This is a genomic window from Xenophilus azovorans DSM 13620 (assembly GCF_000745855.1).
Lineage (GTDB): Bacteria > Pseudomonadota > Gammaproteobacteria > Burkholderiales > Burkholderiaceae_C > Xenophilus > Xenophilus azovorans.
In genome coordinates, this window is sequence record NZ_JQKD01000044.1 from 1 (window position 1) to 21,551 (window position 21,551).

At 72.4% G+C, this 21,551-nt stretch carries 21 protein-coding genes; 17 read left to right on the forward strand and 4 right to left on the reverse strand.

Annotated features, from left to right (window positions below; all coding sequences use genetic code 11):
* From Q392_RS33435 to Q392_RS20505, 3 genes are all read left to right on the forward strand, one after another.
* On the forward strand, positions 1-357 hold a 357-nt coding region (locus Q392_RS33435; protein ID WP_038211684.1), incomplete at its 5' end, for a ShlB/FhaC/HecB family hemolysin secretion/activation protein.
* A gap of 95 nt (positions 358-452) precedes the next feature.
* Entirely contained in the window at positions 453-1,475 is a 1,023-nt protein-coding gene (locus tag Q392_RS32930) for a hypothetical protein (RefSeq protein WP_211260263.1), read from the forward strand.
* A 59-nt stretch (positions 1,476-1,534) separates the two neighbouring features.
* Entirely contained in the window at positions 1,535-2,230 is a 696-nt protein-coding gene (locus tag Q392_RS20505) for a CC0125/CC1285 family lipoprotein (RefSeq protein ID WP_157008105.1), read from the forward strand.
* A gap of 94 nt (positions 2,231-2,324) precedes the next feature.
* On the opposite strand, the gene Q392_RS20510 is transcribed toward Q392_RS20505, so the two are convergent.
* From Q392_RS20510 to Q392_RS20525, 4 genes are all read right to left on the reverse strand, one after another.
* Positions 2,325-3,044, reverse strand: coding sequence for a S4 domain-containing protein (locus Q392_RS20510; protein ID WP_038211689.1), 720 nt, complete (start codon positions 3,042-3,044; stop codon positions 2,325-2,327).
* A complete protein-coding gene (locus Q392_RS20515) occupies positions 3,041-4,798 on the reverse strand; it encodes an MBL fold metallo-hydrolase (protein ID WP_084217254.1) in 1,758 nt (585 codons plus the stop codon). The genes Q392_RS20510 and Q392_RS20515 overlap by 4 nt, the downstream gene beginning before the upstream one ends.
* Positions 4,799-4,848: 50 nt before the next feature.
* Entirely contained in the window at positions 4,849-6,030 is a 1,182-nt protein-coding gene (locus Q392_RS20520) for a M48 family metallopeptidase (protein ID WP_051953794.1), read from the reverse strand.
* Between the two features lie 175 nt (positions 6,031-6,205).
* Positions 6,206-7,588: a YjgN family protein gene (locus Q392_RS20525; RefSeq protein WP_084217256.1), complete on the reverse strand. Its 1,383-nt coding sequence runs from the start codon at positions 7,586-7,588 to the stop codon at positions 6,206-6,208.
* Positions 7,589-7,736: 148 nt separating this feature from the next.
* Between Q392_RS20525 and corA the strand changes: the two genes are divergently transcribed.
* From corA to mraZ, 14 genes are all read left to right on the forward strand, one after another.
* Positions 7,737-8,714, forward strand: a complete 978-nt coding sequence (corA, locus tag Q392_RS20530; protein WP_038211694.1) for a magnesium/cobalt transporter CorA — start codon at positions 7,737-7,739, stop codon at positions 8,712-8,714.
* Entirely contained in the window at positions 8,711-9,919 is a 1,209-nt protein-coding gene (locus Q392_RS20535) for an amidohydrolase family protein (RefSeq protein ID WP_038211695.1), read from the forward strand. Before corA ends, Q392_RS20535 begins: the two co-directional genes overlap by 4 nt.
* Before the next feature lie 7 nt (positions 9,920-9,926).
* Positions 9,927-10,805 carry a diaminopimelate epimerase gene (dapF, locus tag Q392_RS20540; RefSeq protein WP_038211696.1) on the forward strand — a complete coding sequence of 293 codons (879 nt, stop codon included), beginning with the start codon at positions 9,927-9,929 and terminating at the stop codon, positions 10,803-10,805.
* 21 nt (positions 10,806-10,826) lie between these two features.
* Positions 10,827-11,354: a hypothetical protein gene (locus Q392_RS20545; RefSeq protein WP_038211698.1), complete on the forward strand. Its 528-nt coding sequence runs from the start codon at positions 10,827-10,829 to the stop codon at positions 11,352-11,354.
* Positions 11,351-12,019, forward strand: a complete 669-nt coding sequence (locus tag Q392_RS20550; protein WP_038211700.1) for a DUF484 family protein — start codon at positions 11,351-11,353, stop codon at positions 12,017-12,019. Before Q392_RS20545 ends, Q392_RS20550 begins: the two co-directional genes overlap by 4 nt.
* The gene (locus Q392_RS20555; RefSeq protein WP_038211702.1) at positions 12,016-12,624 is read left to right on the forward strand and encodes a YdcF family protein; all 609 of its coding nucleotides are present in this window, start codon (positions 12,016-12,018) and stop codon (positions 12,622-12,624) included. Before Q392_RS20550 ends, Q392_RS20555 begins: the two co-directional genes overlap by 4 nt.
* On the forward strand, positions 12,611-13,561 hold the full coding sequence (locus tag Q392_RS20560) for a tyrosine recombinase XerC (protein WP_051953798.1): 951 nt from the start codon (positions 12,611-12,613) through the stop codon (positions 13,559-13,561). Before Q392_RS20555 ends, Q392_RS20560 begins: the two co-directional genes overlap by 14 nt.
* 88 nt (positions 13,562-13,649) lie before the next feature.
* Complete coding sequence (locus tag Q392_RS20565) at positions 13,650-14,852, forward strand: class I SAM-dependent rRNA methyltransferase (protein ID WP_038211704.1); 1,203 nt, start codon at positions 13,650-13,652, stop codon at positions 14,850-14,852.
* A 101-nt stretch (positions 14,853-14,953) separates the two neighbouring features.
* Positions 14,954-16,015 carry a CobW family GTP-binding protein gene (locus Q392_RS20570; RefSeq protein WP_038211706.1) on the forward strand — a complete coding sequence of 354 codons (1,062 nt, stop codon included), beginning with the start codon at positions 14,954-14,956 and terminating at the stop codon, positions 16,013-16,015.
* Positions 16,016-16,443: 428 nt separating this feature from the next.
* Entirely contained in the window at positions 16,444-17,172 is a 729-nt protein-coding gene (gene dksA, locus Q392_RS20575) for an RNA polymerase-binding protein DksA (RefSeq protein WP_425425191.1), read from the forward strand.
* A 32-nt stretch (positions 17,173-17,204) separates the two neighbouring features.
* On the forward strand, positions 17,205-18,761 hold the full coding sequence (locus Q392_RS20580; protein ID WP_038211708.1) for an STAS domain-containing protein: 1,557 nt from the start codon (positions 17,205-17,207) through the stop codon (positions 18,759-18,761).
* A 68-nt stretch (positions 18,762-18,829) separates the two neighbouring features.
* The gene (gene hslV, locus Q392_RS20585) at positions 18,830-19,375 is read left to right on the forward strand and encodes an ATP-dependent protease subunit HslV (RefSeq protein WP_038211710.1); all 546 of its coding nucleotides are present in this window, start codon (positions 18,830-18,832) and stop codon (positions 19,373-19,375) included.
* Positions 19,376-19,526: 151 nt separating this feature from the next.
* Entirely contained in the window at positions 19,527-20,852 is a 1,326-nt protein-coding gene (hslU, locus tag Q392_RS20590) for an ATP-dependent protease ATPase subunit HslU (protein WP_038211712.1), read from the forward strand.
* Between the two features lie 260 nt (positions 20,853-21,112).
* Positions 21,113-21,541 (forward strand): division/cell wall cluster transcriptional repressor MraZ, encoded by a 429-nt coding sequence (mraZ, locus tag Q392_RS20595; RefSeq protein WP_038211713.1) that lies wholly within the window; start codon positions 21,113-21,115, stop codon positions 21,539-21,541.
* Positions 21,542-21,551: the final 10 nt, after the last annotated feature.

Below are 21,551 nucleotides of genomic sequence, written 5' to 3' on the forward strand. Positions count from 1 at the left end.
AACCGCACGCCGCTGGTGCCGCAGGACCGTTTCGCCATCGGCGGGCGCTACACGGTGCGCGGCTTCGACGGGGAGACCAGCCTGATGGCCGAGCGCGGCTGGCTCGTGCGCAACGACGTGGGCTGGGCGATGGGAGCGAGCGGCGCGGAACTCTACGCGGGGCTGGACTACGGCCACGTGGGCGGCGCGAGCGTGAAGTACCTGCTGGGCAACCACCTGGCCGGCGCCGTGATCGGCGTGCGCGGCGCCTTCAAGCGCCTGAGCTACGACGTGTTCGTCGGTGCGCCGGTGTGGAAGCCCGAGGGGTACCGCACGGGCAGGGTCACGGGCGGGGTCAATCTGAATGTGAGCTTCTGACGGCGCGGGAAGCATCGCGATCCAGCGCATGGGAAAGGGGCGGCTCCCAGGTTGCAAGTCCGCCCATTTCAATCATCACTCAGGGGGAAAAATCGATGAACTCAAGACGCGCTCTCGCTGGCCACATGCCAGCCCATGTGAAGTCGGCCTTGGCGTTGGCCATTGCCGTGCTCGGTTTGGCCGGCTGCGGGGGAGGAGGCGGCGGCGGGGGCGTGGCATTTCCGGGGATTGCGGCAGCGCCCGTTCCGGCGCCTGCTCCGGCCCCTGCGTCATCACCGGCTCCGACGCCGACGCCTTCACCGGAGCCTTCGCCCGAACCCGAACCCGAACCTGCGTCGGATCCGAGTACCTGTATCGCAGCCCCACAGGCCGGTTCGACGGCCGAGGTCGGCAATGCGACCGAGGGCATCTGGTACCAGGCCGGCGTTGTCAACGGTTTCGCTGCCAAGCTGGGTCTGAGCTTCGTGGAGCCTTCGGATTCGGCGATGGGCCTGTACGTCGAGGAACAGGACAATCCCGCAAGCATCGGCGTGTATTCGGGGCAGATGGCATTCGATGCGAATGCCGGCACTTGGCAGTTCAGCTCGGGAGTCATCAGGGCGCCCGGCACCGGGGCCAGCCAGGCGCTCACTGGCGGCGGCGCCTACGTTGGGCGCAGTTCGATCACCGGGACGTACGCTGCGGGCGGCGGGGCACAACAGACGTTCATTCCCTGGACCTACGACCTGGAATCGAATTCGCTGGCGATGACGCCCGAATTCCTGGCCCGTCATTGGGGTGGCTACGGGCTCGGAGACTTCGTCATCGCGGCCGACGGATCAGCCAGCGGCAGCACCATGAGCGGCCATCCCTACGGTGCATGCTCGTTCACGGGAACGGTCCGGCTCGCCGAGCCTTCGACGAAGAAGAACCGGCTGGAGGTCGCCCTGACCTTCACCAATGCCGCCCAGTTGGGCCAGCAGGCTTGCATTCTGAATGGGGCGCTGACGGGGCGGGGATTTGTCCACGTCAATCAGAACTTGAACAACGGCACATGCACCCGCAGCAACTACATCGATATCTTCCTGAGAGCGCCTGACGGCCGCTTTTCTTCCAGTTTGTTTTTCGTGATGCTCTGACCATGCTGGCATATCAGGCCGCATCGGCGATCAAAACAGAAGGACTTGGAGGGAGGCCCATGAGAAAGATGACCGTGACTTTGATCTTCTCGGCTGCCGCCGCGCTCGCAGGCTGCGTCAGCCCGACGCCCTACCGCGCCGCCGGCGCCGAGGGCCAGGCACTCGGCTACACGAGCGCGAAGCTGTCGGACCAGCTCTACCGCGTGCGCTTCGACGGCACGGCGCGCACGCCGGCGCGCTGGGCCGATGCTTTCGTGCTGTTCCGCAGCGCGGAGGTCGCCAGGGAGGCGGGCGCCCCGGCGTTCAGGATCATCGAGGGCACGGTCGATCCGGCGGTGCTGTCGGGGGACGATGTCTTCGGCCGCTCCGATCCAGAAGCCGATGTGCATGTGAGCGTGGTCGCCCGGGCGCGCGAGCCGATGGGCGACCGCGTGGTGACGGCCCCGCCGCTGCCGCTGCAGCGCACGGCCGGCGCGATGCCGGTGTTCCGCGCCCCGGCGCCCGTCTTCCGGATGCCGCCGCCCGCGCTGCCCAAGGCGCGGGCGCCGGTCTACATCTACACGCCCGGCTACTACGGCGGACCGCCGCCCCTGCAGGCGCGGTCGGTGCTGATCGAGCTGCGCGCCGATCTCAAGGACCGGGACGACAGGACCTTCGACACCGAGGAGGTCCTGCAGAAGCTGGGGCCGCGCATCAAGCGTCCTGCACCCGCATCGGAGGCCGGCCGCCCGGCTGTGTCCGGCGCATCGCTGTAACGCTCGCCCCTGCGGGCTGTGGCGGGGTCGGCGGCGATTCCTCGCAACTTGCCCGTGCGCGCGGCGCTCTTGCTCTTGCCGGACGGGAATGAGCTCAGAATCGTTCCTGACCGCGCAGGCAGCGCCACTGCCCCGCCGCCAGCCCCGCCAGCGGCAGGCGGCCGATGCGCAGGCGCTTGAGCGTGGCGACGGCCAGGCCCGCCGCGCGGCACAGGGCCTCGATCTGGCCGGGATCGGGGCCGTGCAGGACCACGCGCAGGCCGGTGCGGCCCTCGCGCCGGCTGCCGATGCTGGCGCGCGCCGGGCGCAGGCGCGGCAGCAGGGCCGGGTCCGCCTCGCCGTCGATCTCCACCGTGTACTCGTGCTCCACCAGCGGCGCGTCGTCGAGCAGGCGCCGGGCGACGCCCGGCACCTGGGTGAAGACGACCAGCCCGCTTTCGTGCGTGGCCAGCGGCGCCACGCAGCGCTGGCCTATGAACAGGCCCGGCACGGCGGGCCGCCCGTGCAGCGCGTCGGCCGCGTCGCGCTGCAGGCGCGACCACAGCTTCGGGTCGGCGCAGTCGATGCCGGCCGGCTTGTGCAGCAGCAGGGTGGCCGGCGCCGGCGGGGCGGCGGACGCGCCGGGCGTCACGCTCACGCGCTGGTGGGCCATCACCCGCTGCTGCGGCGCGGTGGCCGGCTGGCCGTCGATGCTCACCGCGCCCTGCGCGACGAGCTGCTCGGCCTCGCGGCGCGAGCAGCCCAGTTGCGCGGCCAGGCGCTTGGAAAGGCGTTCGCCGCCGGCGGCCGCGGCGTCTGCGGTGGCGTCGTTCACAGGCGCGTGGGCCAGGTTTCGGGCTGCGTCGGCGGCCCGTGGGGCGATTCGGGCAGCGCGCCGGGCTGGGAGGGCAGGGCGCCGGGCTGCGAGGCCAGTTCGCGGATGCGCTCGACGTGCGCCTGCAGCGAGCGCGCCGCCACCGGCCACAGCTCGCGCGGCGTGTCGGCGTAGGCCAGCGGCAGCCAGTCCTCCACGCTGCCCAGCGGCAGGCGGCGCATGGCGGCCGCCACCTTGGCCTCGCGCTGCAGGCGGTGCGACTTCAGCCGCGCGATGGCGCCGCGCGCGAAGCCCAGCACGTGGCCGTGCGCCGGCAGGATGAACTCGACGCGCAGCTCGGCGCACACGTCGTCCAGCACGTCCAGCGACTGCAGGTACTCGTTCATGTTGCCGTCGGGCGGGTCGATCACCGTGGTGCTGCCGTTGAGGATGTGGTCGCCCGAGAAGAGCAGGCCGTCTTCCTCCAGCGCCAGGCACAGGTGGTTGGCGGCGTGGCCGGGGGTGTGGATGACGCGCAGCGTGTGCGTGACGCGGCGGCCGGAGCCGTCTTCCAGCAGCCGGCCGTTGAGCACCAGCCGCTCGTGGTTGTGCAGCACCTGGTCGGGCGTGAATCGGGCGCTGGCGCGTGCCGTGGGCGCCGAGGGCAGGCCGAGGATGGGCGGGTTGGTCTCCTTGCACATCGCCTGCAGCGGCGCGGCGCCGGGCGAGTGGTCGGCGTGCGAGTGCGTGCAGACGATGGCGCGGACGTTGCCGCCTGTGGCGCGCCACAGGCGCCCGACGTGGCCGAAGTCGTTCGGCCCCGGGTCGATGACGACGTAGCCGCTCTCGGGCTCGCCGACGATGTAGCTGTTGGTGCCGGGCCCGGTCATCGCGCTCGGGTTGGGCGCCGTCAGGCGCTGCACGTTGCGCAGCAGCGGCACCGGCTGGGCGGTCTGCCAGTCCAGGCCGTGCAGGAGCTGGCCGTCGGGGCACACCAGGGCCAGCTCGCCGTAGGGGTTCTCGTGTTCCATGTAGCGCGTGGTCTGGCCGCGCAGCAGGCCGCCGCGCGGGCAGCTGTTCCACAGGGGCTTCTCGCGCTGGCAGGCGTCCAGCACGTCGTCCACGCGGGCGAAGGCGGCCAGCCGGCGCAGCGTGCGCACGGTCGGGAAGATCATGCTGAACGCGCCCTCGTCGTGGCGCGCCAGCGCCTCGGCGGGGCGCACCCAGCAGGGCTCGAACTGCTCGGCCTCGTCCGCCGCGGGCTGCTGGCCCTCGGGCATGCGCGCCACCAGGAAGAGCACGTCGAAGCGCTTGGGCAGGTCGCGGTCGGTGATCCAGTGGGCCAGCGTGAAGACGCGGTCGGTCGTCAGGTGCAGCCCGCGCGCGGTGCACTGCTGCTCGAAGCGGCCGGCGGCGGTGGCGGCGCGGTCCATCGCGGCCACCTCGGCGGCGCTCACGGCGCGGCCGTTCTCATGCTCGGCCAGCAGCACGCCCAGTTCCTCGAAGCATTCGCGCACGGCGGCCACGGCGTGGGTGAGCTGGGCCCGCGGCTGGGTGCGGCGGCGCAGCGCGATGCGCCGGGCCCGCTCGTCGGCCCCGTCGACGCGCCCGCCGGGGAAGACGTAGGCGCCGGGCGCGAAGCTGGCGCGCTCCGAGCGGCGGGTCATCAGCACCTCCAGCCCGGCCGGCGTGTCGCGCAGCAGCAGCAGGGTGGCCGCGGCATGGGCGGGCGCAGGCTCGCGCAGCGCGTGGAGCTGTTGGGTGGGCCGGACCATCGGCGCATTATCCGCAGGCCCGGTGACACGCGCTGGCCGGCGGGCGTTCGTCAGCGCGCGCCGTCTGCGGCGCAGCCGCGGCCGGCGCGCAGGGCCTCGGCGCGGGCGGCGGTGTCGGGGTGGCTGCTGAACCAGTCGGCGGCGCCGGGGCTGCGCGGCTGCGGCGTCTCGGGCGCCTCCTCCTGGCCGGGCGGGCGCCCGGCCACGGCGGGCGGGCCGTCGATGTCCATCAGCAGGTCGGCCATCGGCGCGATCGGCAGCCCGGCGCGCGCCATCATCGCGACGGCGAAGCAGTCGGCCTCGCGCTCGTGGCTGCGCCGGTAGGCCAGGCTGGTGAGCACGGTGCTGGCGGTGGCGACCATGCTCGACACGTCGCCCAGCGCCAGCCCCAGCCCGATGTTGAGCACGCCCTGCTCGACCACCAGCCGCGTGCCGTGGCGGTGCACCACGTGGCCGATCTCGTGGGCCAGCACGCCGACGAGCGCGTCGTCGGTCAGGCCGGCCTTGTCGGCCGCGCGCACCAGCGCGTCGGTCATCACGATCTGCCCGCCGGGCAGCGCGAAGGCGTTGGGCGGCATGCCGGAGCGGAAGGCGAGCTGCAGCTTCGGCGCGTAGCCGCGGTAGCGGCGCAGTGCGGGCGCATCGCCCGCGCCGGCCCGGCCGAGCACGGCCGCCAGCGCATCGAAGCGCGCGCGCAGCGCCGCCTGGCGCTCGGCCGGCAGCCGGCTGGGGCGCAGCCAGCCGTCGTCCAGTTGTTCCATCGCCTCGCGGCTGATGGTCTCTTCCCAGCCCAGCGGCACGAAGCGCGTGAGCTGCGTCGCGGCCCAGGGGGTGCCGTAGCGGTAGAACAGGCCCAGCCCCAGCACCGCCGCCAGCAGCACGGCGACGAAGACCTGCCAGCGCGTCTGCATGCGCTGCGCCAGGCCTGGCCGGGCGCCGGCGGCTTCCAGCGCCGCGTGCCAGCGGGCGCCGTCGTCGATCTCCAGGCTGCCCGCGCCATGCAGGCCCACCACCACGGTGGCCTGCGCGCGGCTGGGGCGCCAGGCCTCGGGCCAGTCCACCGCATCGTGGGCGAAGGGCGAGGGCGGCACCGCCACGCCGGGCGCCAGCGCATGCAGGCGCAGCGACGGGCCGCGCGGGCCGGGCTCCAGGCCCACCAGCACCGGCTGCGGCCGGCTGCTGACGCCGTCGTACCAGCGGGCGCGCAGCAGGTCGGGCGCGAGGTCGTTCATGCGGCGACTGGGCAGTGCATTGCGGGACGGGTCCGTGCCCGTTGCGGATCGAAAGGCCGCGGAGCAGGCCGTGCGGGAACATCCGCGGAACTGGCTTCGCCAGGCCGCAGGATGTGCCCCCGTGAGGGGGTGCCGAAGCGGAACGAAGTCCGCGCAGGCTGGGGGTGGGCCATTTCTAACCGATCATGTCCAGGCCGAGGGCATCGGCCACGGCGTCGCCGAAACCGCCGCGCTGCTGCTCCTGCTCCAGCGCGCCCACCAGCGGTTCCAGCCCGCCGCGGACGTGCAGCGTGACCGATTCGGTCTTCATCCGGTATTCGGCCACGCGGGCGAAGGGGCGGTAGAAGCCGCCGGTGATCATCGACAGCAGGATGTTCCGGATGCGCAGCCAGACGAAGGCGCTGGTGCGCAGGTCGGTGCGGAAGCGCGCCATGTGGCTGACGCCGATGTTGTTCCACATGAGCTGGAACATGCGCGCCTCGCGGTAGGCCAGGGCGGGCGAGGCCGCCAGGAAGAAGGCGAAGCCCAGGATGACGAAGCCGACGATCACCAGCAGGATCACCGTCGTCCTGCCGCGCGAGGCGCCCAGCGCGGACAGCCCGCCGTGGGCCAGCGCGGCGATGCCGGCGATGGCCGCGGCCAGCACCGCCAGCGCCAGCAGCGTGGCCAGGAAGAAGCCCAGCGTGGCCAGCCAGATGCGCACGAAGTCGCCGAAGGTCGGCTTCCAGCGCCCGGCCTGCCCGCCGATGCCCGCCCGCTCGATCAGCAGGCGCTTGTAGTTGAACTCCAGCCGGACGAAGCACAGCAGGCTCAGCACGGCGGCGGCGAGCGCGACGCCGGCCATCGCCCAGGTGGGGCGGGGCAGCGGCGGCGTATCGGCCTCGGGCGGCGGCTCGTCCTCCTCGTCCACGTCGAGGTCTTCGTCGTCGGCGGACGGCGCATCGCCCGACGGCGCCTGCGCTGCGTCGGCGGACACGGCCTGCTGCGCGGCCGGGCCGGCAGGCGGGTCTTCCGTCATCCGCGACATGGCCAGCCCCGCCGCCAGCCACACCGCCGCCACCGCGAACACCGGCCAGCTGGCGCGGTACACCTCGCCCCAGCCGGCCGTGAAGCGCAGCCGCAGGCCGCGCCAGCGCGTGTGGCCCAGGCGGAATCGCATCGCGCTGCCCCAGAGGAAGGGCGCGAGCAGCACGCCGCCGGCGACGATGACGCCGTACAGCAGCGCCTGCCCCGTCTCGGAGGCCACGTTCAGCGCGATGTAGAAGGCCGCGAACAGCAGGAAGCCGAACACCATGCTGCGGATGCCGGCGGTGAACTCCAGCGGGCTGCCGGCCACCAGCGTGTGGCCGTAGAAGTAGCGGATGGTGCGCCGCCGCGCCCAGGGCGTGAACAGGCCCAGCGTCACGATGGTCAGCAGGATGTTGACGATCCACACCCCGAAGTACACGCCGCCGTCGCCTGTGAAGGCCATCGGCCACGACTCGATGCCGCCGGTCTGGGACAGCGGCGGCGCTTCCTGCGGAGCGAAGCCGGGCTCCGTGCGGTGGTCCTCTTGCATGCGTGCGTTCCCCTTCCTTCTGTCCTTCGTCTTCCGCTCCCCTCCGGGAACGGACGCAGTGTAGGGGCGGGCGGCCGGGGCTCCCGGCCTACGCGCAGCCGGCGGCCGCGGTGGCACGATGGCGCCCTCGACACTTTCGCGCACCACCATGCTCATCAACTGCGTCGCCTACCAGCACGGCCGCAAGCTGGCCGACATCGGCGTCGCCGACATCCCCCGCCACCGGGGGCAGCCCGGCGTCTTCGTCTGGGTGGCGCTGCAGGACGCCACGGCCGAGGAGATGACCGCGCTGCAGAAGGCGCTCGGCCTGCATCCGCTGGCGGTGGAGGACGCGCTCACCGGCCACCAACTGCCCAAGGTGGAGGAGTACGGCGACGCGCTCTTCGTGACGATGCACCTGCTCGACCTGGACGGCGAGGGCGAGCGCCGGCGCCTGCGGGTGGGCGAGGTGAGCGTGTTCGCCGGGCCGGACTACCTGCTCTCGGTGCGCAGCCGCAGCACGCAGAGCCTGGCGCGGGTGCGCGAGCGCTGCGAGCGCGAGCCCGACCTGCTGGCGCACGGCCCGGGCTTCGTGCTCTATGCGCTGATGGACGAGGTGGTGGACCGCTATTTCCCCTTCATCGAGCGGCTGGAGGACGAGATCGAGGCGATCGAGAAGACCATCTTCACCCAGGACGCGGGCCGCCAGACGGTGCAGCGGCTGTACGGCCTGAAGCGCCGGCTGCGCGTGCTCAAGCACGCGGTGGCGCCGCTGCTGGAGGCGGCCGGCCGGCTCTACGGCGGCCGCGTGCCGCCGCTGTGCCTGGGCGTGCAGGACTACTTCCGCGACGTGGTGGACCACCTGCTGCGCATCAACGGCTCGGTCGAGACCATCCGCGAGGGCATCACCACGGCGATCCAGGTGAACCTGTCGCTGGTCACCATCGAGGACGGCGAGGTGACCAAGCGGCTGGCGGCCTGGGCGGCGGTCTTCGCGGTGTGCACCGCCTTTGCCGGCGTGTGGGGCATGAACTTCGAGTTCATGCCGGAGCTGAAATGGCACTTCGGCTACCCGGCGGCGCTGGGGCTGATGGCGTCGGTATGCGGGGTGCTGTACTGGCGCTTCCGCAAGGCGGGCTGGCTGTGAGCCGCGCCCTGCTGGTGCGCGACGTCCGCCCCCACGGCGCGGCGCCGGTCGACGTGCTGGTGCAGGGCGGCCGCATCGCCGCCGTCGGCCCCGGCCTGGCCGCGCCGCCCGGCGCACGGGTGGAGGAGGGCGGCGGCGCCTTGCTGCTGCCCGGCCTGGTCGAAAGCCACACGCACCTGGACAAGACGCTCTGGGGCTTGCCCTGGTACCGCAACGAGGTCGGCTCGCGGCTCACGGACAAGATCGACAACGAGCGCGCCTTCCGCGCCGGCAGCGGCCACGACGCCGCCGTGCAGTCGATGGCGCTGGCCCGCGCCTTCCTGGCGGCCGGCACCACGCGCATCCGCACGCACGTGGACATCGACACGCAGGCCGGCCTGCAGCACCTCGAAGGCGTGCAGCGCACGCAGGCGGCGCTGGCGCCCTGGCAGCAGATCCAGACCGTGGCCTTCCCGCAGTCGGGCCTGCTCGGCCGGCCCGGCACGGCGGAACTGCTCGATGCCGCCCTGGCCGCCGGCGCCGACGTGCTCGGCGGCCTGGACCCCTGCGCCATCGACGGCGACCCGGTGCGCTCGCTCGATGTGCTCTTCGGTTTGGCCGACAAGCACGGCAAGCCGCTGGACATCCACCTGCACGAGCCCGGCGCGATGGGCGCCTTCTCGCTCGGCCTGATCCTCGACCGCACCGCGGCGCTGGGCCTGCAGGGCCGCGTGGCCGTCAGCCATGCCTTCTGCCTGGGCGAGCTGCCGGCGGCCGAGTGCAACGCGCTGCTGGCGCGCATCGCGGCGCTGGGCGTGGTGCTGGTCACCAGCGCGCCGCCCTCGCGGCCGGTGCCGCCGCTCATGGCCTGCCGCGCCGCGGGCATCGCCGTGGCCGGCGGCAACGACGGCATCCGCGACACCTGGACCCCCTACGGCACGCCCGACATGCTGGAGCGCGCCATGCTCATCGGCCTGCGCTACAACCTGCGCCGCGACGACGAGATCGACGTGGCCTTGGACTGCGTGACGCGCGCCGGTGCGCTGGCCTGCGGCTTCGAGCGTCACGGCCTGGTGCCCGGCGACCGGGCCGACCTGGTGCTGCTCGACGCGCAGACCGTCGCGCACGCCGTGGTGGCGCGGCCGCCGCGGCGGCTGGTGGTGGCGGGCGGGCAGGTGGTGGCGCGCGGCGGCGCACTGCTGCCCGGCCTGCCGGGCGCCGGATAATCCCGCCATGCGAATCCGCTTCACCAAGATGCAGGGCGCGGGCAACGACTTCGTCGTGCTCGACGAGACGAAGGGCCCGCTGGGCCTCTCGCCCGGGCAGTACCGCTTCCTGGCCGACCGGCACTTCGGCGTCGGCGCGGACCAGATCCTCAGCGTGCGTCCGGCCACGGCCGAGGGCATCGACTTCCAGTACGTCATCCACAACGCCGACGGCGGCGAGGTCGAGCAGTGCGGCAACGGCGCGCGCTGTTTCCTGCGCTTCGTGCGCGAGCAGGGGCTGACCGACAAGGACGTGGTGCGGGTGCAGACCCTCTCGGGCGTGATCGCGCCGCGCATGAACGCCGACGGCCGCGTCACCGTGGACATGGGCGCGCCCGTCTTCGAGCCGGCGCGCGTGCCCTTCGACACCGCCGGGCTGGACCCGCGGCCCGAGGGCGGCTGGCAGACCTGGCACCTGGCCCTGTCCACCGAGGCCGAGGGCGCCATCGTCGCCGTGGCCGTGCTGTCGATGGGCAACCCGCACGCGGTGCAGGTGGTGGACGACATCGAGACCGCCCCGGTGGCCGAACAGGGCCCGCTGATCGAGCACCACCCGCGCTTCCCGCAGCGCGTGAACGCCGGCTTCCTGCAGGTGGTGGACCGCAGCCATGCGCGGCTGCGCGTGTACGAGCGCGGCGCCGGCGAGACGCTGGCCTGCGGCACCGGCGCCTGCGCGGCCGTGGTGGCGGGCATCCGCCTGGGCCGCTTCGACCGCCGCGTCGACGTCGAGACGCGCGGCGGCATCCTCACCATCGAGTGGGCCGGCGGCGCGTCCGACCCGGTCTTCATGACCGGCCCGGCCGTCACCGTGTTCTCCGGCGAGATCGACGTGCCCGAGGGCATCTGAGCGCCTGAGCGTCTTCCGCCCATGCGCCGCCTGCCCCTGCGCAAGCTCCTGCTGGTCGCTGCCCTGGGCGCGACGCTGGCGCTGGCCGGCTGCTTCTGGCTGGCGCTGCGCACGCGCACGCTGGACGCCGGCGCGATGGAGCCCTTCGCCTCCGTCGTCGGCCGCGACCTGCCGCTGCTGCGCGAGGTACGCATCGTGCGCACCCGCGCGCCCGACGTGATCGAGCGGCCCTTCCGCCTGATCGCGGACCCGCGGCAGCCGGCGTCCGACGACGAGCCGGCGCCCATCGCCGTCCCCGCGGGCACCGTGGTGCGCTTCGACGCGGCGCGGCTGGTGCGCGGCGGCGTGAGCGGCGCGACGCATCCCGTCTTGCTGGGCACGCTGCGCCTGGGCGACACGGCCTACCCGCTTGAATACAGTTGGGGGGAGCGGCGCTTCCTGGACGCCGAAGGCCGGGTGTCGCAAGGCCCCCCGCTGCGCTTCCTCTTTCCGCTGGCGCCCTGGCAGCAGGCGGCCGATCCGACGATCCACACCTTCCCGGAACCATGAACCCGATCACCGAAGACGACATCGCCAACTACCTCGCCAACACGCCCGACTTCTTCGAGCGCCACGCGCAGCTGCTGGCCCAGGTGCAGCTCACCAGCCCGCACGGCAGCCGCGCCGTCAGCCTGCAGGAACGGCAGGCCGAGATGCTGCGCGACAAGATCAAGGCGCTGGAGCACCGGATCATCGAGATGGTGCGCGCCGGCACCGAGAACGTCGTCACCGCCGACCGCCTGCAGCGCTGGACGCGCGACCTGCTCACCTGGCGCGACCCGCGCGGCCTGCCCTGGGAGATCATCAACGGCCTGCACACCCAGTTCATGGTGCCGCAGACCGGCATCAAGCTGTGGGACCTGGACCCGGCCTACGCCGACGAGAGCTATGCGCAGAACGTGAGCGACGACCTCAAGGCCCTCACCGAATCGCTGACCACGCCCTACGTCGGCCTGAACTCCGGCTTCGAGGCGGCGTCGTGGCTCAACGACCCGCAGCAGGCCGTCTCGCTGGCGCTGGTGCCGCTGCGCGCCGAGCCCGGCCAGGGCGCCTTCGGCCTGCTGGTGCTGGCCTCGCCCGATGCCCAGCGCTATCACGCCGACATGGGCACCGACTTCCTGGAGCGCATCGCGCAGCTCGCCGCGGCGGCGCTCACCCGGCTGCGCGCCGCTTGAAGCCGCGCCGGGCCGCCGCGCTGCTGCTCGCCCTGGGGCTCGCGGGGTGGGGCGGGATGGCCCTCGTGGTCGCGCGCCACGGCGAGGCGGCCCTGCGCCATCCGCCCGCGCGCCCCGCCGACGCCGCGCTGGTGCTGGGCAACCGCGCCTGGCTCGACGGCGCCCCCAACCCCTGCCTGGCCTCGCGCGTCGAGGCGGCCGTGGCGCTGGCCCGCGGCGGCCTGGTGCGCCAGCTCGTGATGAGCGGCGGCGAGGACAGCGAGGACGGCCGCATCGAGGCCGACGAGATGGAAGGCATGGCCCGGGCGGCCGGCTACGCCGGCGCGGTGCTGCGCGAGCGCGCCTCGCAGTCCACGCGCGAGAACCTGCGCCTGGCCTGGCCGCTGCTGGTGGACGCCGGCGTGCGCAGCGTCATCGTCGTCACCGAGCCGGGCCACCTCTGGCGCACCGAGCGGCTGGCCCGCGCCAGCGGCTTCGACCGCGCCTTCGACGTGCAGTACGCCGCCACCCCTGTTGCCTGCCGGCGCAGCGCCTGGCGCGCCGTGCAGGCGGTGCTGCGCGAGCCGCTGGCCATCGTCCACAATGCCCTGCATGGCCATTTCTGACGCCGATGTTGATGCCGATGCGGCGCTGATCGAGCGCTACCTGGCGCATCAGCGCGTGCAGCGCCGGCTGGCCGAACGCACCACCGAGCTGTACGCCGTGCACCTGGCCGACCTGGCGCGGCGCGCGCAGGAGGCGGGCCTGGCGCTGGCGCAGGTGCAGCCGGCCCAGGTGCGCCGCTGGATGGCCCAACTGCACGCCGCCGGCCATGCGCCGCGCGGCATCGCGCTGGTGCTGTCGTGCTGGCGCGGCTTCTACCGCTGGCTGGGCCACGAGGGCCGGATCGCCGCCAACCCGGTGCAGGACGTGCACGCGCCCAAGGCCGCCCGCCCGCTGCCCAAGGCGCTGGGCGTGGACGACGCCGTGCGCCTGGCCGAGCACCGCGATCCCGAGGCCGACCCGTGGACCGCCGCGCGCGACGCGGCCATCGTCGAGCTGCTCTACGGCTGCGGCCTGCGCGTGAGCGAACTGGTGGGGCTGGACCTGCAGCCCGGCAAGGAGGCGAAGGGCTGGGTCGACCTGGAGGCCGGCGAGGCCAGCGTGCTGGGCAAGGGCGGCAAGCGCCGCGCCGTGCCGGTGGGCGGCAAGGCGGCCGAGGCGCTGCGCGCCTGGCTGGCGGTGCGCGGCGAGGCGGCCGGCAGCGCGGGCGCGGCGGCCCTGTTCATCGGCGCGCGCGGCGCCCGCCTGTCGGCCCAGGCGGTGTGGAAGCTGCTGCGCGCGCGCAGCCTGCGCGCCGGCCTGGCGGCGCCGGTGCACCCGCACATGTTGCGCCACTCCTTCGCCAGCCACGTCCTGCAGTCCAGCGGCGACCTGCGCGCGGTGCAGGAACTGCTGGGCCACGCCAGCATCGCCACCACCCAGGTCTACACCCGGCTCGACTTCCAGCACCTGGCGCGCGCCTACGACGCGGCGCATCCTCGCGCCAAGCTCAAGAAATGAAATACCGCTCCCACGCTTCGCACGTCGTGTCGTCGTTGCCCCCCGAGGGGGCGCTTCAGCGCCCACGGGCGGCCGGGCGGCGCTGAAGATGAAGACCCTGCGCCTGAAGCCCGGCAAGGAGCGCTCGCTCCTGCGCCGCCACCCGTGGGTGTTCGACGCCGCCATCGCCAAGGGCGGCGGCGACCCGGGCGAGACGGTGCGCGTCGAATCGCACGACGGCCGCTTCCTGGCCTGGGCGGCGTGCAGCCCGCACTCGAAGATCCGCGCGCGGGCCTGGAGCTTCGACGAGGTGCAGCGCATCGACGCCGCCTTCCTGGCGGGGCGGGTGGCCCGCGCCGTGCAGGCCCGGGCGCTGTTCGGCATCGACAGCGACGGCGTGCGGCTGGTGCACGGCGAGGCCGACGGGCTGCCGGGCCTGATCGTGGACCGTTATGGCGACACGCTGGCGGCGCAGTTCCTCTCGGCCGGCGCCGAGCGCTGGAAAGGCGCGCTGGCCGACGCGCTGCTCGCGGCCACCGGGCTGGACAGGCTCTATGAACGCTCCGACGCCAGCGGCCGCGAGCGCGAGGGGCTGCCGCCGGCCATCGGCTGGCTGCGCGGCAACGGCGCCACCGAACTGGCGATCCGCGAGCACGGCTGGCGCCTGACGCTGGACGTCGCCACCGGCCACAAGACCGGCTTCTACCTCGACCAGCGCGACAGCCGCCGCCGCTTCTCGGAGCTGGCCCGGCTGCGGCATTTCCGCAGCGTGCTGAACTGCTATTGCTACACCGGCGGCTTCACCGTCGCGGCGGCCCACGGGCTGGCGGCGGCGGGCGCGCTCGAGGGCGCGGAACTGGTCTCGGTCGATTCCTCGCGCCCGGCGCTGGAGCGGGCCGAGGCGCACCTGGGGCTCAATGGCCTGGCGGGCGCGAAGGCCGAATTCCTCGATGCCGACGTCAACGCCACCCTGCGCCGCTTCATCGACGAGGGCCGGCGCTTCGACGCCATCGTGCTCGACCCGCCCAAGTTCGCGCCCACCGTGGCCCATGCCGAGCGCGCCGCCCGCGCCTACAAGGACATCAACCGCCTGGCCTTCAAGCTGCTGCCGCCGGGCGGCGTGCTGCTCACCTTCTCGTGCTCGGGCGGCATCTCGGCCGACCTGTTCCACAAGATCGTGGCCTCCGCCGGCATCGACGCCGGGGTGGACGGCTACATCGCCGAGCGCCTGGGTGCCGCGCCCGACCACCCGATGACCATCGAGTTCCCCGAGGGCGAGTACCTCAAGGGGCTGGTGGTGGTGCGCAAGTAGCCTGCCAGCCGGCCGGCGGCGGAGAAACCGCGCGCCGGCAGGGCTGCGGCGGCGGGCCTAAACTTTCCGCCCTTTCCCCGCAGATCCCCGGAGCATCTCCCATGGCCCTCATCCCCGCCACCATCCTCACCGGCTTCCTCGGCTCGGGCAAGACCACGCTGCTCAAGCGGGTGCTCACCGAGGCCCACGGCCAGAAGATCGCCGTGATCGAGAACGAGTTCGGCGAGGAGAACATCGACTCGGACATCCTCGTCACCGAGTCCAAGGAGCAGATCGTCCAGATGAGCAACGGCTGCATCTGCTGCACCATCCGCGAGGACCTGCGCGAGACGCTGCAGCTGCTGGCCGCCAAGAAGCGCAAGGGCCTGCTGGACTTCGAGCGCGTGGTGATCGAGACCACCGGCCTGGCCGACCCCGGCCCGGTGGCGCAGACCTTCTTCATGGACGACGAGATCGCCGAGAGCTACCTGCTGGACTCCATCCTGACCCTGGTGGACGCCAAGCACGCCGCCCAGCAGCTCAACGACCGGCAGGAGGCGCGCCGCCAGGTGGGCTTCGCCGACCAGATCTTCGTCAGCAAGACCGACCTGGTGAGCGAGGAGGAGGCCGACGCGCTGATCCATCGCCTCAAGCACATGAACCCGCGCGCGCCGATCGAGAAGGTGCACTTCGGCGAGGTGCCGCTCGCCAAGGTGTTCGACCTGCGCGGCTTCAACCTCAACGCCAAGCTGGACATCGACCCCGACTTCCTCAAGGAAGACGAGCACGAGCACCACCACCATGACCACGACCATGCGCACGGCGAGCACTGCGACCACCCCTCGCACCAGCACGAGCACGGGCATGGCCACCACCATCATCACGACGACGACGTCAAGAGCTTCGTCTACAAGGCCGACCGCCCCTTCGATCCCGCCCGGCTGGAGGACTTCCTGGGCGCCGTCGTCAACATCTACGGCCCGCGCATGCTGCGCTACAAGGGCGTGCTCGACATGAAGGGCACCGCGCGCAAGGTGATCTTCCAGGGCGTGCACCAGCTCATGGGCAGCGACCTGGGCCCCGAGTGGGCCGAGGGCGAACCGCGCATCAGCCGCATGGTCTTCATCGGCATCGACCTGCCGCGCGACATCCTGGAGCAGGGCCTGGACCAGTGCCTGACCTGACCACCCCCAGCCTGCGCGGACTTCGTTCCGCTCCGGCAACCCCCTGCGAGGGGGCACATCCTGCGGCCCGGCCGAGCGCGGGGTCCCCGCGAAGCCTGTTTCGTGGGGTGCTTCGGTTCCGCGGATGTTCCCGCATGGCCTGCTCCGCGGCCTTCTGACGAGAGACGCAGGCGCGGGCCGCGCTGGAGACTTTCTCTATACAATCGCGCGCCTGTTTGGGACCCCCCTGGCCGCATCCCGCGGCCGGGCCGGTGTTCCGGCGACGTCCGGCATGCGCCCGGCCTCCCGGTTTCGGCGGTATAACCATCAGCCGCCGCCACCGGGGCCTTGCGCACCGGCGGCAGCGGCCCCTCGGGCCCCCACCAGTGCCCTTGGGAGGAGACCACCCCGTGAAAGCGCGATCCAGCCAGACCCAGGAGCCTGCGACCGTGAAGAAATCCGCCGTCAAGGCTTCCCCCGCGCCCGCCGCCGCCAAGGCGGCGCCTGCGCGCAAGACGGCCGCGGCGCCCACGGCCGCACCCGCCCCGGCTCCGGCCGCCGCGCCTGCTGCCGATGCGCCCGTGCCCCGTGCCCGCGCCTCGGCGCGGCTGGCGCAACTGACCGTTCCCTCCATGCCGCAGGCGGTGGCCTCGACCGCCGCCAAGGCCAGCTTCTCACAGACCATGTCCACTGCACTCGTTTCCCCGCCGCCCGTGGCCATCAAGAAAGACCCCAAGCTCGCCAACAACTGGAAGACCAAACCGGCCGAGGAACTCACCGACGCCGAGGTCATCGCCATGCCCGACGGCGAGTACATGAACGAGAAGCAGATGGCCTTCTTCCGCCACAAGCTTCTGATGCTCAAGAAGGGCATCCTCGAGAACGCGGGCGAGACCACCGAGCACCTGCGCGAGGACACCGTCGTCGTGCCCGATCCGGCCGACCGCGCCACCATCGAGGAAGAGCACGCGCTGGAGCTGCGCACGCGCGACCGCGAGCGCAAGCTGCTCAAGAAGATCGAGCAGTCCATCGCGCGCATCGACGCCGGCGACTACGGCTACTGCGACGAGACCGGCGAGCCGATCGGCGTCGGCCGGCTGCTGGCGCGTCCCACCGCCACGCTGTCGCTGGAGGCGCAGCAGCGCCGCGAGCTCAAGCAGAAGATGTTCGGAGACTGAACGGCGCGGCTTCCGCTTCCGATCACGCGCGCATGGCCAGGGAAGAAGGCAACCGGCTGCTGTCCAAGGTGGCCAAGTTCGTCCGCAATCCGCTCAAGGATTGGTCGGAACTGGATGCGCCCGAGGGCGGCGGCGCCGCAGCGCCCGACACCGGCTACAGCCGCGAGGCGCTCAAGGAGATGATCGAGCGCCGGCAGCGCAACGACTTCGTGCGCCGCCGCGAGTTCGACATGCTGCGCAAGCTGCGCCAGCGCGAGGCCGCGGGCACGCGCGAGGGCGGCACGCCGTCCTCCTTCCAGCTCAACAGTTCCGGCAAGACCGACGGCCGCGCCCTCACGCTCAAGAAGATCGACGAGATCGAGGAGCAGATGTCGCAGCAGTGGTGGAAGGGCCGCGCCGGCGGCGAGGCTGCCGCGGCCGGCGCCTCGCAGCCGGACCCGCTGGCGGCCCAGCATGCCCGCGCCTATGCCGACACCGCGCCCGGCGCGCCGCCGCTGGACGAGGGCGAGGGCGGCGAGGCTGTCGCCGCCGTGCCCACCCATGCCCATGCGCTGGATTCATCCCGGCTGGTGTGCGATACCCCGGCGCAGGAGGCGGCGCTGCGCTTCGCCCAGGGCGACGACGCCGGGGCCGAGGGCCTGCTGCTGCAGGCCGTGGCCGGCAGCGGCAGCCATGCCGACGACGACGAGACCTGGCGCGCGCTGCTCGACCTGTACCGGGCCACGGGCGACGCCGAGAAGTTCGCCGCCAACAGCACGCGCTATGCGCAGCGCTTCAAGCGGCCCGCGCCGGAGTGGAGGTCGCTGCGCCTGCTGGCGCACCACAGCCAGCAGCAGAGCGCGGACGAGGGCACGGTCGACTGGTATGCGCCCGAGCAGCTGGGCCGCGAGGGCCTGCTGCAGCTCACGCGGGCCCTGTCGCAGGCCGGCGCCGTGTGGCGGCTGGACTGGCGGCTGCTTCGCGGCATCGACGGCGACGCGGTCGCCCCGCTGGGCACGCTGTTCGCGCACTGGGCCGATGCGCCGGTGCAACTGCGCTTCGCCGGCGCCGAGCGGCTGGTCGCCGTGCTGGCCGAGGCCACGCCGCTGACGGTGCGCGGCACCGACCTGGCGTGGTGGCAACTCTACCTGTCGGTGCTGCGGGTGATGAACCTGCCCGACGACTTCGAGCTGGTGGCGCTGAACTACTGCATCACCTACGAGGTGGCGCCGCCGGCATGGCGCGACCCGGCAGGCAGCTATGCCTCGCTGGACGCGCCGCGCGCGAGCCGGCCGGGCGGGCTGCGCCTGGCAGGCGACGCCACCGGGCCCGAGGTTCTGCCCGGGCAACTCTCGGGCGAACTCGCCGGCGACCTGGGCGCGACCTGCCAGCGGCTGGACGCCGAGCTGGCGGGCGCCGATGCGCCGGTGGTGTCGTGCGCCTCGCTGCTGCGCGTGGACGTCGCCGCCGCGGGCAGCCTGCTGAACTGGGTGAAGGCCTACGACGCCAGGGGGCGCCGCATCGAGTTCGTCGACGTCCATCGCCTGCTGGCGGCCTTCCTCGGCGTGGCCGGCATCGCCGACCATGCCGTGGTGACGCCGCGCCACTGACCGCCGCACCCCCCGGGGCCGCGCGCCGCGGGCCTTGCATCGGGGCGTTCCGGCCCCATCATGCTCCGATGGAACAATTTCACGGCACCACCATCGTCAGCGTGCGCCGCGCCACCCCGCAGGGCGACCAGGTCGCCATCGGCGGCGACGGCCAGGTCACGCTGGGCAACATCGTCATCAAGGGCTCGGCGCGCAAGGTGCGCACGCTGCACCACGGCAAGGTGCTGGCCGGCTTCGCCGGCGCCACCGCCGACGCCTTCACGCTGTTCGAGCGCTTCGAGGCCAAGCTGGAGAAACACCAGGGCCAACTGGCCCGCGCCGCCATCGAGCTGACCAAGGACTGGCGCACCGACCGCGTGCTGCGCCGCCTGGAGGCGATGCTGGCCGTGGCCGACGCCACCACCTCGCTGATCATCACCGGCAACGGCGACGTGCTGGAGCCGGAGCAGGGCATCGTGGCCATCGGCTCGGGCGGCGCCTACGCCCATGCCGCCGCCAAGGCGCTGCTCGACAACACCGAGCTGCCGGCCGCGGACATCGTGCGCAAGTCCCTGGAGATCGCGGGGCAGTTGTGCATCTACACCAACATGCACCACACGATTGAAACGCTCTAAGGAGCGCGTCCCCCCAGTCTGCGCGCCGCGCGCTCCGCCAACCCCCCTTCTGCTGCGCGAAGGGGGGCGCACCCAGCGGCCTGGCAGAGCCAGTTCCGCGGGTGCCCTGGCGAATGCCTGTCCATCCAGCCCTCACAGAGTCGAACACACCATGTCCATGACACCGCAGGAAATCGTCTCCGAACTCGACAACCACATCGTCGGCCAGCGCGATGCCAAGCGCGCCGTTGCCATCGCCCTGCGCAACCGCTGGCGCCGCCAGCAGGTCGACGAGAAGCTGCGCGGCGAGATCACGCCCAAGAACATCCTGATGATCGGCCCCACCGGCGTGGGCAAGACCGAGATCGCGCGCCGCCTGGCCCGGCTGGCCGACGCGCCCTTCGTCAAGGTGGAGGCCACCAAGTTCACCGAGGTGGGCTACGTCGGCAAGGACGTGGATTCCATCGTCCGCGACCTGGCCGAGGTGGCCGTCAAGCAGACGCGCGAGGCCGAGGCTGCCAAGGTGCGCATGCGCGCCGAGGACGCGGCCGAGGAGCGCGTCCTCGACGCGCTGCTGCCCGGCGCCCGCGGCGCCGACGGCTCGGCGCAGGCCGACGGCGGCAACGCCACCCGCCAGGCCTTCCGCAAGAAGCTGCGCGAGGGGCAGCTCGACGACAAGGAGATCGAGATCGAAGTGGCCGAGCAGCGCGCGCCGCTGGAGATCATGGGCCCCGCCGGCATGGAGGAGATGACCGAGCAGCTGCGCGGCATGTTCAGCCAGCTCGGCGGCGGCCGGCGCAAGGCGCGCAAGCTGCGCATCGCCGAGGCGATGCGCCTGCTCACCGACGAGGAGGCGGGCAAGCTGCTCAACGAGGAGGAGGTGCGCGCCCAGGCCATCGCCAACGCCGAGCAGAACGGCATCGTCTTCATCGACGAGATCGACAAGGTCGCCACCCGCAGCGAGGCGCAGGGCGCCGACGTCTCGCGCCAGGGCGTGCAGCGTGACCTGCTGCCCCTGGTGGAGGGCACGGCCGTCACCACCAAGTACGGCGTGGTGCGCACCGACCACATCCTGTTCATCGCCAGCGGCGCCTTCCACATGAGCAAGCCCAGCGACCTGATCGCCGAGCTGCAGGGGCGCTTCCCGATCCGCGTCGAGCTGCAGTCGCTGTCGGTGGCGGACTTCGAGAGCATCCTCATCCAGACGCGCGCCTCGCTGGTCAAGCAGTACCAGGCGCTGCTGGGCACCGAGGGCGTGACGCTGGAGTTCACGCCCGACGGCATCACCCGGCTGGCCACCATCGCCTTCGAGGTCAACGAGCGCACCGAGAACATCGGCGCCCGGCGCCTGTCGACCGTGATGGAGCGGCTGCTCGACGAGGTGAGCTTCGACGCCGCGAAGCTGGAAGGGCAGACCGTGCGCATCGACGCCGCCTACGTGGACGCGCGGCTGGCGGCACTAAGTCACGACGAGGACCTTTCCCGTTTCATCCTCTGAGGCGAGGTGCGGGCGGCGCCCACGCTTCACGAAGCACTTTCAGTGCTCTCGCTAAGTGCTTACTTCTAAACGACTTTCGAGGTGATTTGCTTCGCAGATTGCCTCGCTAAGTCGTTGATTCCATTACAAAAAATAGCGACGTGCCGCGTTGCGCGCCCATCCTTTCCTGCTACAGTGCAAAAAAGTGCAGTTAAGTGGGAAAAAGTGACGGCAGCCTCGCCTTCACGCCCCGACAACTGCCGAATCGGGGTTTCGGGGTCGTGTTTCAGGGCGCTTCATCGCTGAGTCTGGATGCCAAGGGGCGGTTGTCGGTGCCGACCCGGCATCGCGACGTCCTGCTGGCGACGGCCGGCGGCCAGCTCACGATCACCCGCCACCCCCACGGCTGCCTGATGATCTTCCCGCGCCCCGCGTGGGAGCAATTCCGCGAGAAGATCGCCGCGCTGCCCATGAACGCGCAGTGGTACAAGCGCCTGTTCCTCGGCAACGCCATGGACGTGGACATGGACGGCACCGGACGCGTGCTGGTGTCGCCCGAGCTGCGGGCCGCCGCCGGCATCCAGCGCGAGACCCTGCTGCTGGGCATGGGCAGCCACTTCGAGCTGTGGGACAAGGCCACGCACGACGCCAAGGAGGCCGAGGCGCTGGCCGCCATGGATCCCCAGTCGCTGCAGGACCTGGCCTTCTGATGGGGCGGCC

What these genes read in the sequence shown, in the direction of transcription:
- Q392_RS20515 (WP_084217254.1), bottom strand. Translation starts at nt 4,798, where the DNA reads ATGGTCCGGCCCACCCAACAGCTCCACGCGCTGCGCGAGCCTGCGCCC.
- Q392_RS20570 (WP_038211706.1), top strand. Translation starts at nt 14,954, where the DNA reads ATGGCCCTCATCCCCGCCACCATCCTCACCGGCTTCCTCGGCTCGGGC.
- Q392_RS20545 (WP_038211698.1), top strand. Translation starts at nt 10,827, where the DNA reads ATGCGCCGCCTGCCCCTGCGCAAGCTCCTGCTGGTCGCTGCCCTGGGC.
- corA (WP_038211694.1), top strand. Translation starts at nt 7,737, where the DNA reads ATGCTCATCAACTGCGTCGCCTACCAGCACGGCCGCAAGCTGGCCGAC.
- hslV (WP_038211710.1), top strand. Translation starts at nt 18,830, where the DNA reads ATGGAACAATTTCACGGCACCACCATCGTCAGCGTGCGCCGCGCCACC.
- Q392_RS32930 (WP_211260263.1), top strand. Translation starts at nt 453, where the DNA reads ATGAACTCAAGACGCGCTCTCGCTGGCCACATGCCAGCCCATGTGAAG.
- Q392_RS20580 (WP_038211708.1), top strand. Translation starts at nt 17,205, where the DNA reads ATGGCCAGGGAAGAAGGCAACCGGCTGCTGTCCAAGGTGGCCAAGTTC.
- Q392_RS20550 (WP_038211700.1), top strand. Translation starts at nt 11,351, where the DNA reads ATGAACCCGATCACCGAAGACGACATCGCCAACTACCTCGCCAACACG.
- Q392_RS20565 (WP_038211704.1), top strand. Translation starts at nt 13,650, where the DNA reads ATGAAGACCCTGCGCCTGAAGCCCGGCAAGGAGCGCTCGCTCCTGCGC.
- Q392_RS20520 (WP_051953794.1), bottom strand. Translation starts at nt 6,030, where the DNA reads ATGAACGACCTCGCGCCCGACCTGCTGCGCGCCCGCTGGTACGACGGC.
- Q392_RS20525 (WP_084217256.1), bottom strand. Translation starts at nt 7,588, where the DNA reads ATGCAAGAGGACCACCGCACGGAGCCCGGCTTCGCTCCGCAGGAAGCG.
- Q392_RS20560 (WP_051953798.1), top strand. Translation starts at nt 12,611, where the DNA reads ATGGCCATTTCTGACGCCGATGTTGATGCCGATGCGGCGCTGATCGAG.
- Q392_RS20505 (WP_157008105.1), top strand. Translation starts at nt 1,535, where the DNA reads ATGAGAAAGATGACCGTGACTTTGATCTTCTCGGCTGCCGCCGCGCTC.
- dapF (WP_038211696.1), top strand. Translation starts at nt 9,927, where the DNA reads ATGCGAATCCGCTTCACCAAGATGCAGGGCGCGGGCAACGACTTCGTC.
- hslU (WP_038211712.1), top strand. Translation starts at nt 19,527, where the DNA reads ATGTCCATGACACCGCAGGAAATCGTCTCCGAACTCGACAACCACATC.